Here is a 13852-nt window from a genome sequence, read left to right on the forward strand (position 1 = left end):
CCACCCCACGTTCCCGGCCGCATGAAGGTCGCCGCGATCCAGATGGTCTCGGGCATCAGCCTGGACAACAACCTCAGCGAGGCCCTGCGGCTGCTGCGCCTGGCCGCCAACGCGGGCGCCGAGCTTGCGGTGCTGCCCGAGTACTTCTGCTTCATGGGCGCGCGCGACGAAGACAAGCTGTTGCTGGCTGAAACGCCCGGCCTGGGCAAGGTGCAGGACTTCCTCTCGGACTGCGCGCGCGACCTGAAGATGTGGATCGTGGGCGGCACCCTGCCCATGGCCACCGACGACCCTGCGCACGCGGCCAACGCTTCGCTGGCTTACAACCCGCGCGGTGAATGCGCCAGCCGCTACGACAAGATCCACCTCTTCCGATACGACAACGGCCGCGAGCGCTACGACGAAGCGGCCGTGTTGCGCGCCGGCGAAACGCCCACCGTGTTCGAGTGCCGCGACGCCGGCGGCCAGACCTGGCGCGTGGGCCAGAGCGTGTGTTACGACCTGCGCTTCGGCGAGCTCTACCGCATGCTCGCGGCCGATGTCTTGCTGGTGCCCTCGGCCTTCACCCACACCACCGGCCAGGCGCACTGGGAGGTGTTGCTGCGCGCGCGCGCCATCGAAAACCAGGCCTTCGTGATCGCGAGTGCACAAGGCGGTGTGCACGAAAACGGCCGGCGCACCTGGGGCCACACCATGGTCATCGACCCCTGGGGCGGTGTGATGGCCCTGCAGGCCGAAGGCCCGGGCGTGGTCACGGCCGAGCTGGACTTCGAGCAGTTGCGCAGCGTGCGCGAGCAGTTGCCTTCGCTGCAACACCGCCGCCTTTGAGCCGCGAAGGCGCTTCAGTGAGCGAGGGGCACGCCACCGAGCGCAACGACACCGGTTCGCGCCGCTGGGCGTTGTGGGCCACGCTGCTGCTCCTGGTGGTGGCGCTGTTGGTGGTGCTCGTGTTCCTGACGCGCGAGTACGAAGAGGCGCGCGACCAGCAGGCGCTGGAACAGGAAGCCGCGGCGGTGGTCGGCGACATCCGCAACGAGCTCGTGCGCAATGTACAGACGCTGCAATCGCTCAACAGCGTGTCCCCCACCGCCGACAGCTGGAGCGCGCCCGCCGCCGAGCTGCTGGCACAACACCGCGAGCTGGTGCGCCTGGAGTGGCGCGACAACGCGCAACGCATCATCAGCCACCGCGACACGCCTTACCTCAGCGATGTGTTCGCCTACCTGGACCGCACGCGCGCCGTGGCCGACGTGAAGCTGGCCTGCGACAACGCGCAGCGCCAGTCGGGCCCGGCGTACTCGTCGAGCTACTTCTGGCCCATGCGCGACGGCCTGGGCCTGGAGCTCATGGAGATGTGCATGCCGGTGGTGCGCTCGGGTGTGCCCAACGGTTTTCTGGTGGCCACCTACTCCCTGCCCGGCATCCTGTCCGAGTTCACCCGGCCCGACGCCCTGCGCAGCCGCGGCCTGTCGTTCAACGACGCCGACGGCACCCGCCTGGCGCTGCACCGCATGGTGCCCGGCACGCGGCGCACGTTGAGTGCCAACGCCGTGCTCGAGCTGCCGGGGCACACGCTGATCCTGCAATTGCAGAGCCCGCGCCTGGTGGGCGGGCTGTTTCCCAACGTGCTCACCGCCGTGATCAGCGCGCTCTCGCTGGCATTGCTGGCCGTGCTGGCCCTGCTGGCGCGCGACACACGCCTGCGCCAGCGTGCCGAGCTCGGTGTGGCCGATGCGCTGGCGTTTCGCAAGGCCATGGAAGACTCGCTCGTGACCGGGCTGCGCGCGCGCGACATGACCGGGCGCATCACCTATGTGAACCCGGCGTTTTGCGAAATGGTGGGGCTGAGCGCCGAACAGCTCATCGGCACCGGCCTGCCCGCGCCCTGGTGGCCGCCCGAGCTGGTGGACGAATACCAGCAGCGCCAGCTGGTGCGACTGGCGGGCCAGACGCTGCCACGCGAAGGTTACGAGTCGGTGTTCCAGCGCAGCGACGGCACGCGTTTTCCGGTGCTCATCATCGAAGCGCCGCTGATCGATGCGCAGGGCAAGCAGACCGGTTTCATGAGCGCCATCCTCGACCTCACCGAACAGCGCCGGGTGGAAGACCTCAACCGCACCTCGCAGGAGCGGCTGCAGGCTACCGCCCGCCTGGCCACGGTGGGCGAGATGGCCTCGCTGCTCAGCCACGAACTCAACCAGCCGCTGGCCGCGATTTCCAGTTACGCCAGCGGTGCCATGAACCTGCTGGAGCAACCCGCGGCGTCGGTGCCGCAGGCCGACCTGTCGCAGGCCATGAAACGCATCAGCGAACAGGCCGAGCGCGCGGGGCGCGTGATCAAGAGCGTGGCCGACTTTGTTCGGCGGCGCGAGCAGGTGCGCGAGGCGGTGAGTCCGCAGGATCTGATGGACGCGATCCAGCCCCTGCTGGTGTTGCAGGCCAAAAAGCAGGGCATCCAGTTGCAGATCGGCATCGCGCCGGGCTGTCCCGCTGTGCATTGCGACCGCACCATGGTCGAGCAGGTGCTGCTCAACCTCGCGCGCAACGGCATGCAGGCGATGCCGCAGGGCGATCCGGCGCTGGGCCAGGGCGCGCGGGTGCTGCGCATCGCGGTGCACCAGACGCGGTTGCACTCGGGCTTGCGCCCGGGCGGTGATCAGCACAAGGCATGGATCACCTTCGAGGTGAGCGACCACGGACTGGGACTGAGCCCCGAGGTGCAGGCCAAGCTCTTCACGCCTTTTTTTACCACCCGCACGGAGGGCATGGGCCTGGGGCTGAGCCTGTGCCGCACGGTGATCGAGCAGCACGGCGGTGCCTTGACCTACGAGCCCAACCAGCCGCGTGGCACCGTGTTCCGCTTCACGCTGCCGGCCCACCTATCATCACGGCCATGACCCCGCACCTCGACGCCAAGATCTACCTGGTTGATGACGATGCGGGCGTGCGCGAGGCGCTGGCCTGGTTGCTGCGCACGCGTCGGCTGGTGAGCGACGGCTACGACAGCGCCGAGTCCTTTCTGGCCGACGCCAGTGTGCTGCAGCACGAACCCTCCGCGCCTTGCTGCGTGCTGCTGGACGTGCGCATGCCCGGCATGAGCGGGCTGGCGGCGTTTGAACTCTTGCAGGCCCTGCCCTGGCGCGCGTGTCTGCCGGTGATCTTTCTCTCGGGCCACGCCGACGTGGCCACCGCGGTGGACGCGGTCAAGCGCGGGGCTTTCGATTTTTGCGAGAAGCCGTTTTCCGACAACGCGCTGGTCGACCGTGTGGAGCGCGCGCTGGAGCAGTCGGCCCAGGTGCTGGCCCAACGCCGCGTGCAGCGCGAGCTGCAGCAGCGGCTGGAAAGCCTCACCGAGCGCGAGCGCGCGGTGATGGACCTGGTGGTCGCCGGCCTGCCCAACAAGCTCGTGGCCGACCAGCTCAACATCAGCGTGCGCACGGTGGAAGTTCACCGCTCGCGCGTGTTCGACAAGATGGGCGTGAAGTCGGCCGTGGAGCTGGCCAATGCCTTGCGCCCTTGACGGCCCCCGCCCGCTTCAGCGGTCGTCCGGCTGGTCCTTGCCCGGAAGCTGCTCGAGCTTCTGGCGCTCCACTTCCTCGGGCAACTCGCCACCCTTGCGCCCTGAAAACATGGTCCACCACACGATGAACACCAACAACACCAGCGCGCCGAGCGCTTCAAGCAACAACAAGGTCATGGATCGGTTCGGTCGGTTGTTTCAGACGTTCATTCGGGTGGGAGCGAGCGGGGTGATTGTAGGAAGCCTGGCCTCCTGCGCCATCAGCCCGGTGCAGAGCCCCGCACCCGGCACCCGGCCCAGCCCCGCCGTGGTCACCGCGCCGGTGGACGCCGGTGCCCTGCCGCCCGCGATCCAGCGGGGCAAGAGCCGCTGGACGCGGGTGCCCTGGAGCGAACTGCCGGGCTGGGGACAAGACAGTCTGCACGAAGCCTGGAACGCCTGGGTGCGCGGCTGCGAGCGGCCGGCACCCGGCCAGGCCGGCCCCTGCGCCGAGTTGCGCCAGCTCGCCATCGGCACCCCCGCCGAACAGCAGGCCTGGGTGATGCGCCGCTTCCAGCCCTACCGCGTCACCGAGCCCGACGGCAGCCTGCCCGACGGCCTGCTCACCGGCTACTACGAACCCATCATGGCGGCCAGCCGCGTGCCCACCGCCACGCACCGCACGCCCCTCTACGCACCACCCGCCGGCCTGCGCAACGGTCAGCCCTGGTACAGCCGCCAGGAGATCGACACCTTGCCCGCTGCGCAGGCCGCGCTGCAAGGCCGCGCGGTGGCCTGGCTGGCCGATCCCATCGACGCGCTGATCCTGCAGATCCAGGGTTCGGGCCGGTTGAATGTGGTGGAGGCCGACGGCGGTGCGCGCCAGGTGCGCGTGGCCTTCGCCGCGCACAACGGCCAGCCCTACCAAAGCGTGGGCCGCTGGCTGCTCGACCAGGGCGCGATCCGCGAAGCCTCGTGGTCGTCCATCAAGGCCTGGGCCGCGCAGAACCCGCAGCGCCTCAACGAGATGTTGTGGAGCAACCCGCGCACCGTGTTTTTCCGCGAGGAAGCCTTGTCGGAGTTCGACGCGCGCTTTGGTCCACGCGGCGCGCAAGGTGTGCCGCTCACGCCCGGCCGCTCGATCGCGGTGGACCCGCAAAGCATTCCCTACGGCACCCCCGTGTGGCTGGCCTCCACAGGACCGACCTTGAACGTGCAGAAGCTGGTGATGGCGCAGGACACGGGCGGCGCCATCGTGGGCGCCGTGCGCGCCGACCTGTTCACCGGCTGGGGTGGCTGGAGCGACGAGGCCTACCTCACGGCGGCGGCGCTCAAACAGCCGCTGCAGATGTGGGTGCTGGTGCCGCGCTGACGCACCAGCCGGCGCCTGCCCAGGTGGCCGCCGCACGGCGCGTGTCTTCGGCCTGGCGGGCCATGTCGATTTGGCGTACCGTCGTTCGTCGATGGGTACGGAGCGCCCACAGGCGGGCGTGCCGACCGGTCAACCCCACAGGAGAGAAGACATGTCCTACATCGACGGTTTCGTGATCGCGGTCCCCACCGCCAACAAGCAGAAGTTCATCGAGCACGCGCGCCACTTCGACGGCCTGTTCATCGAGCTGGGCGCCCTCCGCGTGATCGAGGGCTGGGGCGACGACGTCCCCGACGGCAAGGTCACCGACTTCCGCCGCGCAGTGCAGGCCACGGCCGACGAGACGGTGGCCTTTTCGTGGGTCGAGTGGCCGGACAAAGCCACGCGCGACGCCGGCATGAAGAAGATGATGGAAGACCCGCGCATGGACCCGTCCAACCCCGGCAACCCACCCATGCCCTTCGACGGCAAACGCATGATCTTCGGCGGCTTCGAACAGGTGGTTGAAGTGAAAGTCTGAGCGGCGTGCCGTGATCATGCGAAATCGATCAGCTCAGCTCCCGTTTTGGCGGGAGGTGCAGGCGTTGCCCAACAGTCCCCGTCGAGCCGCAGCCTGATACGCTCCCGTCATGACTGTGCCGAAGCTACTGATTGAGCGCCACGACGGCGTCTTGACACTGATCTTGAACCGCCCGGGCAAGCTCAACGCGATTGACAATGAACTGGCGGCTTCCTTGAGGCTGGCGCTTGACTCCGCGGCACTGGATTCGTCGGTACGAACCATCCGCCTGCGAGGCAATGGACGTGCGTTCTGTGCGGGCCGCGACGTGAGCGAAGCGCCCACGGACAGGGATCTTGAACTGGTGCAGGCGGTCGCCCGATCGATCGTGCAGAGCCCCAAACCAGTGGTCGCAGTCGTGCACGGATGGACTGTCGGAGCGGGTCTTGAGTGGATGCTCGATGCAGACATCGTCTTCGCTGCAGATGACACCAGATTCAAGCTTCCGGAGGCATCGCTCGGGGTCTTCGTGACCGGTGGTCTGGTCGCCACCCTTCCTGCCGCGGTCGGGTTGACGCGCGCCAAGGCCTTGATGCTGCTCGGTGACGAGTTCACTGCACAGCAGGCGGAAGCTTGGGGCCTGGTCTACAAGACCTGCTCCAGCCCGGAACTGGAGAAGGCGTCTTTGGACGCGTGCAAGCGATTGGCCGCACTGAAGCCTGCCGTTGCATCGCAGTTCAAACGGGTCCTGAACCTGTTCGGCCTGCAAGAGTTCAACCGGGCGGTTGCCGAGGAAGAAAACGTTCAACGCAGCCTCGCGCGTGGTGACGCCTGACCCACACACGATCCTCTGTTGCAAGCCGCCTTTCCCGTCCTCTTCTAGAGCGACGCGCGACGCCGTGAAAACCACGTGCTGATCACCGAAGGCCGAACCGCCTCCATCGGCGTCAACCCAAAGTCCTGCGGCGGCAGGTTGTCCAGCACCGCCGCCGGCCGCTCGTTCACCAGGCGGCTGGCTTCCTGGTCGCCCACCAGACGGCGCGCCACGGCCAGTCCTTCGGTCAGGCGCGGCAGACGCCGGCCGGTGGAGTGGGCATCGGTGGCCAGCAGGTGGGTGTGGCCTTCGCCGATGAAGCGTTCGCCCCAGTAGCGCGCACGTTTGCCGAACACGCCCGTCAGCGCGCCCGCCGTCACCTGCATCCACGCACCTTGTTCGATCAGCCGCAGGAACACCGGGTAATGGCTCTCCACCCACGACAGCCGTTCGGGGTGCGTGATGATGGGCGTGTAGCCCTCGGTGATCAGGTGGAACACCGAGGCTTCCAGCTGCGGCGGTGGCGTGGTGTGCGAAGGCTCCAGCAAGAAGTAACGCGAGCCGTGCAGCGTGGGCACCTGCCCGCTCTTGAGGCCGTCGATCAGGCCCGGCACCAGGTGCACGTCCGCCCCCACCACCAGCTTGAGCGTTATGTCTCTCTGGTCCAGCTCGGCCTGCAGGCGGGCGCAGGCCTGCGCGATGCCCGGCCCGTCGTTCATGTACATGCCGGGGTAGATGTGCGGCGTGCAGGCCATGGTGTGGATGCCGTCGTCCACGGCGATGCGCGCCATGGCCAGCGACTCGTCCAGCGTCTTGGCCCCGTCGTCGATGCCCGGCAGGATGTGGCTGTGCAGATCGATCATGGTCGCATCAGCCGACGGCGCAGCAGCGGTCGTGTGTGCAGCGCCTTGGCCCAGGCGGCGCGCTTCTCGGGGCACGAGAGCAGGTCGTGGGCCAGGTTGACCCGCGTGGCCGCGTCGACCGGCCAGCCTTCGGCGGTGGCGCCAAAGTCGGGGTGCGTGAGGCGGATCATCAGCCGGTAGTGCTCGCGCAATTGCGCCGCCTCGAAGTCCGGGGGCAGGCCCAGCAGCGTGAAGGGGTCCGAGCCCGGGCGCAGCATCACCGTGCGCACAAAAAAGCGCGCGGCGCGGCGCAGCTCGTGTGCGTTGGCGGTGGCCTCGGGCAGGCTGGCCACCGGGCGCCCGGTGGCGAGCAGCATCACGCTGCCGATGTGCTCGAACAGCGGGCGTGGCTCGCGCAGCACAACCCGGTAGAGCCCGGGCGATCGCTCGAAGGCCATCAGCCTGGGTAGCACACTGCTCCAGTCGGGCGGGGTCATGCGGACGACGGGTCCAGCGTGGGCTCGATGCGGCTGCCGCCGGGCAGCGGCATCGGTGGCGGGTTCGCGCCCGCCACCGGGTTCGACCGGGCTGCGCGGGGGGTGTGGCGGTCGTTGTAGCCATCGCCGTAGTAGGCCGCGTAGGCGTAGTCGCTGGTGTGTTCGTTGCGCGCGTGCGTGAGCACCATGCCCATGGGGGCCAGGCCTGCGTTGCGCAGGCGGCGCAGGGCGTCCTTGATGCTGTCCTTGCGCGTGCCGCCCGCCTTCACGGCAAACACGATGTTCTGGATCTGGTTGCCCAGCACGATCGCATCGGCAATGCCCAGCAGGGGCGGTCCGTCGATCACGATCTGGTGGTAGCCCATGGCCTGGGCCTTCTCCAGCAGCAGGCCCAACCGCGGACCCATCAGCAGTTCCACCGGGTCGGGCGGCACCGGGCCCGCTGTGATCACGGCGAGGTTGGTGACCGCCGTGTCCCGGATCAGCCCCTCGGTGTTGCGGTCCCCGCTCAGCAGGTTCGAGAGGCCGCGCTCGTTGGACATGTTGAGCATCGAGTGCACCCAGCCCTTGCGCATGTCGGCGTCGATCAGCAAGACCTTCTGGCCCAGCTGCGCGAAGTTGATGGCCAGCGCGAGCGCGGTGGTGGTCTTGCCCTCGCCCTTGCCGCAACTGGTCACCATGAAGCGCTGGGGTGCGCCATCGGCGGTGCTGAACTGCAGCGCCGTGCGCATCGAGCGGTACGACTCGGCAAAGGTGCTGCGCGGCTCGCGGTGCGCCAGCAGGGCCACCGGTTCCTTGCGGCCCTTCTCGGGTTTGGTGAACGGAATCAGGCCCAGCAGGGGCAGGTGGTACAGGCCTTCGATCTCGTTGGCGTGCTTCACCGAATCGTCCAGCTGCTCGCGCAACAGGGCCGCGAGCAGGCCCAGGAACAGGCCCAGCATCATGCCCAGGCCGACGTTGATTTTCAGGTTGGGGCTGGCCGGGAGCAGCGGCACCGAGGCCTCGTCCACGATGCTCACGTTGTTGGTGGTGATGCCCGCGGTCACGCTCACCTCTTTCAGGCGCTGCAGCAGGCTGTCGTACACCTGCCGGTTGGTGTCGAGCTCGCGGCTCAGCAGGTTCATGTCCACGCTGCGGTCCTGCACGTTGAGCACCTCGCTGCGGCTGCTGGACACCTTGGCCTTGAGCTGTTCTTCGGTTCGTCGGGCGGCGATGTACTGCCCCTGGATGCTGGCCAGGATGTTGTTTACCTCGGTCTTGATGCGCGCTTCCAGATCGGCGATCTGGGCCCGCGCCTGCACCATGGCGGGGTAGTCCGGCTTGTAGATGGCCAGGTTCTTGGCGTAGTCGGCTTCCAGCCGGGCGCGCTGCTCCTTGTAGGCCCGGATGGCCTCGTTGACCACCGCCTGCGGCGCGCTCTCGGGGTTGAGCCGCACCTGGTTGTATTGCGTCTCGGCCTTGATGCGGTCCTGCTCGGCCTTGGCCAGCGCGGCAGAGAAGTCCACAAAGGTCTGGGTGGCGGCACTGCCCTTGTCGCCCAGGTTCAGGATCTCGTTCTTCTTCGCGTAGGTGTTGATCACGCGCTCGCTGTCTTCGAGCTTGGCCTTGGTCTGGCGGATCTGTTCTTCCAGAAATTCCCGCGCGTAGATCGACGAATGCAGCTTGCGCTCGATGTTGGTGGCGATGAAGGCCTTGGCCATGGTGTTGGCAATGTGGGCGGCCAGCGCCGGGTCGGCGTTGAGCACCCGCACCTCGACCAGGCGCGAGTTGCGGATCGGCTCCACCGTGATCGCTTGTTTGAACTGCGCCACGGCCGCCGCCCGGCTGAGCGTGCCGCTGTCCACGGGCGGCGGGGCCACCAGCGCGCGCAGCTGGCCCCATCCCTGGACAGCCCAGGCCAGGGCCTGGTCGACCGGCTCCGAGCCGGTCGGCCCCACGGCATCGACGTCACCCGACGGGTCGGGCGCGGCGGGCGGTGCACCCGGCTTGTACAGGCCGAGCTCGTCGATCACGCGTTCGGCCAGGCTGCGGCTCTTGAGCAGTTCGATCTGTGTGCGCAGCTGCAGTTGGTCGGACGCGGGGCCCTCGTCGAGCTCGACCTCGGCGTTGAAGCCCACCACCTTTTGCGCCACGCGGTCGATCTGCAGCAGGGCCGCGCTCTGGTAGAGCGGGGCGATGCGCAGCGTGTACAGCACGGCGGCCACGGTGCACAGGGCCGCGATCCCCACGATGGTCCATTTGTGTTTGACCCCGGCGCGCCAGAGTGTCTTGAGGTCGATGCGGTCGTCGGTGATCGATTCGGGTTCGCCCCGGGCCAGCAGGTGGTCGGAGAGGGCGCCTTCGCGGCGCAGGGCCAGTGCGCCCCGGGGGCCGGGCACGGCGGGCGATGGGTGTTGGTCTGGGTAAGCCATGGTGTGCAGCCCTGTTACTTGAAGGGGTTGAGCGTGCTCAGGATGTCGCCGAAGAGCGAGTCCCGCAGCGCTGTCCGGCTGGCGTTGCGCTGGACCACGATCACGTCGTCCGAGCGGATGGTCGGGTCCATCTCCTGGCCCGAGCGCACCTTGTCGAGGTCGTGGATGAACTGTTCGCGTACCCCGTCCGCACCGTTGCGGTAGACGACGATCTGCTTGATGTCGGCGTAGGGCGCGAAGCCGCCCGAGAGCGCCAGGGCGCGCAGCAGCGTGAGCTGTCCCGTCATGGGATAGATGCCCGGCCGGATCACCGCGCCTTCAATGGCGACGCGCTGCGTGGTGAACTCCTTGATGAAGAGCGAGACCTGCGGGTCGCGCAGGTATTTCTCCTCGAACTTCGCGGCGATCAGCTGTTCCGCGGCCTGTGCCGTGAGGCCCGCTACCTTCACCTGGCCAATGAGCGGCAGCGTGATCTCGCCCGATGCGTTCACGCGCACATCGCGCTTCATGTCGGGCACGCCGAACACGTCGAACTCCATCAGGTCGTTGGACGAGATGCGGTAGTCGGTGCCGGCGGTGGACGGGACGGCGATGGGCGCGTTCGGCGATGCGATGACGCTCACCGCGTCGGTGGCCGGGGGTGTCTGCGCCCGCAGCGGCAGGGCCGCTGCCACGGCGAGCAGGCCCAGGGCCCAGGGATTGAATGTCAGGAAGGGGTGGTGGCGCATGGTGCGTCTCCTTTCAGGCAGGGTTGCCAAATGGTCATGACGGAGCGGGGCGGTCATGCAGCGCTCCTGTGGGTTGCACGAGTTCGCGCAACTGCGTCTCGAACCGGCGCAGGATCACGTCCTGGCTCATTTCGGCTTCGGCGTGGCGACGGCCGTTGGCGCCGAGCGTGGCGCGGCGCGTCGGGTCCGATGCCAATGCACGCAGCGCGTGGGCCATGGCGACCGGGTTCTCCGGCGGCACCACGACGCCGCACACGGCGTCGTGCTCAACCACCCGGCACAGCTCGGTGTGGGACAAGGCGGTGGCGAGCACGGCGCGACCGCTGGCCAGCATGCCGGTGAGCTTGGAGGGCATCACCAGATCGGCCGCGTCGGCCCGCTGGGGCAGCAGGTGCACATCGGCCAGGCCCAGCCAGTCGTTCAGCCGCTCCAGCGGCTGCAGGTCCAGAAAGCGCACGTTGTTCAGGCCGGCGCAACGCGCCTGCAGGTCGGCCCGGCCCGAGCCGTTGCCGCCCAGCACGAACTGGATGCGCGGCTCGTCCTGCAGCAGGCGGGCCACGTCGGCGAGGATGTCCAGCCCCTGTTTGTTGCCCATGTTGCCGGAGTACAGGGCCACCACGGCGTCGGGCGCCAGGCCGAGCTCGGCCCGGTAGGCACTGGGTGCTGCCAGCGGTGTGATGCCGCTGATGTCCACCCAGTTCGGGAAGTGCACCACGCGCGCAGGTTCCACGCCCTTGGACCGGGCACGGTCTGCCATGCGGCCGGAAATGGTCGAGACGCGGTCGAAGCGGCGCATCAGCCAGCGCTCGGCCCGCTGCACCCAGCGGCGCAGCGTGGCGCCCTGGATCAGGCCGAGGTCGAACGCGGCGTCCACCTCGTAGTCCTGAATGTGCAGCCAGCTCCTGGCGCCGCGCAGCGATGCAAACGCCGCCGCGGCCGGCGCACACATCAAGGGCGGCTCCACCACCCACACCACGTCGGGCTTCCAGCGCCATTGGGCGCACAGCACCGGCAGGCTGCTCAGCGTAAAGCTGGCCAGGTGCAGCAGGCGCTTGAGGCCGCCCGGCTGCTCGGGCACCCACAGCGGCGTGCGCATCACCCGAACACCCTGCCACGACTCGGTGCGGTACGCGCTGGCGCTGTGGCCGTCGCCCACCTTCCAGGCCGGGTAGTACGGCGGTGCGGTGATGACGCGCACCTCGTGCCCCGCGTGAGCCAGCCACTGCGCCATCTCGCCGGTGTACTTGCCGATGCCGGTGAGTTCGGGGGCGAAGTTGATGCCGTAGAAAAGCAGCTTCACGGCGACCCCTTGGCTCTGCGTGCGGGCACTGTGGCCCCGCCGCTGGCGGTCGTGGCGTCGCCCACGAAGGCGCGCACGCCCAGCAGCTTCATCTGGTAGTGGCTGATGTTCTTGTGGCTTTGCGCCGAAACGATCAGATAGAAGTTCTGCCGCCGCGCGATCTCGGGCACGTGGGGTTGTGTCGCCTCCAGCACGGGCCGGCCGTTCAGCCACCAGCGCACGGTCAGCGTGTCGGGTGAGTACGACACGCCGAAGACGTTGGGCTGGGTTCGGTCCAGCGGGACCTTCGACGTCGGGTTGGGGTTCTGGATCTTCTTGTAGTGGGGCCAGATGCCGGACCACGAGATGGCGGTGTGGTGGCCGCCCGGTCCGAAGCCGCCTTCGTCGATGTCCAGCTCGAACCAGCGCTCGAAACTTTTCGGATCGCCTTCGTACACGTCTTCCATGCGGGCGTTGTGTTCGATCGGCATGAGCCAGATGGCCGGGAAGTTGTCCCGGTGGTTGGACGAGGTCGCCACCTGGGCTTCGATGTAGAACGGCCTTGCCCCGCTGAGCAGGGGGAACCGGCCCGGAAACGAGCTCGTCTTCACGGTGGCCAGCACGCCGCCGCGCTGCATCAGCACGCCGTCGTCGGCCTGTTCGTAAAAGCTGCGGTCCTTGGGCGGCCCCGTGTAGACGCCGCTGTAGAACTTGTGACCGTCGGCACGCCCGGTGAAATCGATGTCGGTGATGCGTGGGCAATCGCGGAACAGCGGCTGCAAGGCGCCCACCTGGGTGGCGCCCTCGGGTGTGGTGGCGTCCTTGCAGATCAGGTGGTCGCTGGCCTGCGCCGCGGCGGACGCGGTCAGGCACAGGGCTGCGAGCAGCAGCGGTGTCGGTGGGAATCGGATGGGTGTGCGCATGGAGGTCCTGGGTCAGGGTCGGGCCGCCAGGCGGTCGTCGTGAAGGGCCGGCTTCGCCACAGGCGCGCTCTGCGCCACCAGCTTGTGTCCGGTCAAGCGGCTCAGCTCGGCGCAGATGGCGGCCTTGTCGTCGAGGTGGGCCATGGCCCGCTCCAGCTCCATGAGCCTGGCGCCCACCAGAAAGCGGTACCAGAAGCCCTGCAGGAAGTGGTAGACCAGTCCGCTGCGGCCGTCCAGAAAACCCAGCTGGAAGATGTAGCGCCACAGGAAGTAGAGGGTGGCGCTGACGGTGAAGGGAATGCGGTTGTAGATGCGCTCCTTGACCCAGCGCTTGGACGAGGCCTGGAACGAGGCGCTGTGGGCGTTGAGCCCTTTGTCCCGGCCGAACAGGCCGAGCCGCTGGTTCAGCACCTCGATGGCTTCGCGCGTCGCGTACTTGTTGTGCTTATCGACGAAGTAGCTCAGGTCGTTGAGGTTGTGGTCGGCAAAGCCACCGTCGAAGGTGACCGTGCGCCCGCCCCAGACCACCATGTGCTCGTCCATCCAGCGGTCTTCGATGCGGCCGTGCCCGTGGCGCCAGAGCCGCAGCATCACGAGCGGGTAACGCCCGCCGTGCCGCACCCAGCGGTCCATGAAGATGTGCTTGCGCTTGAGGTTGACGCCCACCACCTCGGCCGGCAGCTGGGGCAGTTGTTCGGTGATCTCGCGCGCGAGGTCGGGTTCGATGATCTCGTCGGCATCGAGCCGCAGCACCCAGTCGCCACGGATGGTCAGCGTGTCGAGCGCCCACTGGAACTGTCTGGCCTGGTTGACGAAGGCGTGCGTGTGGACCTCGGCCCCGAGCTCTCTTGCGATGTCGGTGGTGCTGTCGGTGGAGCCGGAGTCCACCACGCAGATCTGGTCGGTGAACGCCTGGATGGACCGGATGGCGCGCTCGATGTGCAGGGCCTCGTTGTACGTGAGGATGATGGCGGTGATGCTCATGGCC

The 13852-nt window shown here is 68.1% G+C and carries 14 protein-coding genes; 6 read left to right on the top strand and 8 right to left on the bottom strand.

Translation table 11 applies throughout. The annotated features are described in order from the left end of the window. Positions 1-21: 21 nt before the first annotated feature. From BSY239_RS22540 to BSY239_RS20830, 3 genes are read left to right on the top strand one after another with little or no spacing between them, the layout of a single operon-like run. On the top strand, positions 22-828 hold the full coding sequence (locus BSY239_RS22540) for a carbon-nitrogen hydrolase family protein (protein ID WP_069048491.1): 807 nt from the start codon (positions 22-24) through the stop codon (positions 826-828). A gap of 17 nt (positions 829-845) precedes the next feature. After that, positions 846-2897: a two-component system sensor histidine kinase NtrB gene (locus BSY239_RS20825; RefSeq protein WP_216637490.1), complete on the top strand. Its 2052-nt coding sequence runs from the start codon at positions 846-848 to the stop codon at positions 2895-2897. Then, on the top strand, positions 2894-3520 hold the full coding sequence (locus BSY239_RS20830; protein WP_069048492.1) for a response regulator transcription factor: 627 nt from the start codon (positions 2894-2896) through the stop codon (positions 3518-3520). The genes BSY239_RS20825 and BSY239_RS20830 overlap by 4 nt, the downstream gene beginning before the upstream one ends. 15 nt (positions 3521-3535) lie before the next feature. On the opposite strand, the gene BSY239_RS22635 is transcribed toward BSY239_RS20830, so the two are convergent. Continuing rightward, positions 3536-3697, bottom strand: a complete 162-nt coding sequence (locus BSY239_RS22635; RefSeq protein WP_172823137.1) for a hypothetical protein — start codon at positions 3695-3697, stop codon at positions 3536-3538. On the opposite strand from BSY239_RS22635, the gene mltA reads away from it, so the two are divergent. The 3 genes from mltA to BSY239_RS20845 all read left to right on the top strand — a co-directional run bounded on the left by mltA (position 3630) and on the right by BSY239_RS20845 (position 6205). Next, positions 3630-4871, top strand: coding sequence for a murein transglycosylase A (gene mltA, locus BSY239_RS20835; RefSeq protein WP_083240104.1), 1242 nt, complete (start codon positions 3630-3632; stop codon positions 4869-4871). The two genes, BSY239_RS22635 and mltA, sit on opposite strands and share 68 nt — an antisense overlap. A 151-nt stretch (positions 4872-5022) precedes the next feature. Then, entirely contained in the window at positions 5023-5391 is a 369-nt protein-coding gene (locus BSY239_RS20840) for a DUF1428 domain-containing protein (protein ID WP_069048494.1), read from the top strand. A 109-nt stretch (positions 5392-5500) separates the two neighbouring features. After that, positions 5501-6205 (top strand): enoyl-CoA hydratase/isomerase family protein, encoded by a 705-nt coding sequence (locus BSY239_RS20845; protein WP_069048495.1) that lies wholly within the window; start codon positions 5501-5503, stop codon positions 6203-6205. A 44-nt stretch (positions 6206-6249) separates the two neighbouring features. On the opposite strand, the gene BSY239_RS20850 is transcribed toward BSY239_RS20845, so the two are convergent. From BSY239_RS20850 to BSY239_RS20880, 7 genes are read right to left on the bottom strand one after another with little or no spacing between them, the layout of a single operon-like run. Beyond that, the gene (locus BSY239_RS20850) at positions 6250-7047 is read right to left on the bottom strand and encodes a tyrosine-protein phosphatase (protein WP_069048496.1); all 798 of its coding nucleotides are present in this window, start codon (positions 7045-7047) and stop codon (positions 6250-6252) included. Next, positions 7044-7523: a J domain-containing protein gene (locus BSY239_RS20855; protein WP_156775548.1), complete on the bottom strand. Its 480-nt coding sequence runs from the start codon at positions 7521-7523 to the stop codon at positions 7044-7046. Before BSY239_RS20855 ends, BSY239_RS20850 begins: the two co-directional genes overlap by 4 nt. Next, positions 7520-9934, bottom strand: coding sequence for a GumC family protein (locus tag BSY239_RS20860; RefSeq protein ID WP_069048498.1), 2415 nt, complete (start codon positions 9932-9934; stop codon positions 7520-7522). Before BSY239_RS20860 ends, BSY239_RS20855 begins: the two co-directional genes overlap by 4 nt. A 14-nt stretch (positions 9935-9948) precedes the next feature. Further along, positions 9949-10662 (bottom strand): polysaccharide biosynthesis/export family protein, encoded by a 714-nt coding sequence (locus tag BSY239_RS20865; RefSeq protein WP_069048499.1) that lies wholly within the window; start codon positions 10660-10662, stop codon positions 9949-9951. 34 nt (positions 10663-10696) lie between these two features. Further along, a complete protein-coding gene (locus tag BSY239_RS20870; RefSeq protein WP_069048500.1) occupies positions 10697-11962 on the bottom strand; it encodes a glycosyltransferase WbuB in 1266 nt (421 codons plus the stop codon). After that, a complete protein-coding gene (locus BSY239_RS20875) occupies positions 11959-12864 on the bottom strand; it encodes a hypothetical protein (RefSeq protein WP_069048501.1) in 906 nt (301 codons plus the stop codon). Before BSY239_RS20875 ends, BSY239_RS20870 begins: the two co-directional genes overlap by 4 nt. 12 nt (positions 12865-12876) lie before the next feature. Next, the gene (locus BSY239_RS20880; protein WP_069048502.1) at positions 12877-13848 is read right to left on the bottom strand and encodes a glycosyltransferase family 2 protein; all 972 of its coding nucleotides are present in this window, start codon (positions 13846-13848) and stop codon (positions 12877-12879) included. Positions 13849-13852 lie beyond the last annotated feature (4 nt).

It is taken from the genome of Hydrogenophaga sp. RAC07 (assembly GCF_001713375.1).
Classification (GTDB): Bacteria; Pseudomonadota; Gammaproteobacteria; order Burkholderiales; family Burkholderiaceae_C; genus Hydrogenophaga.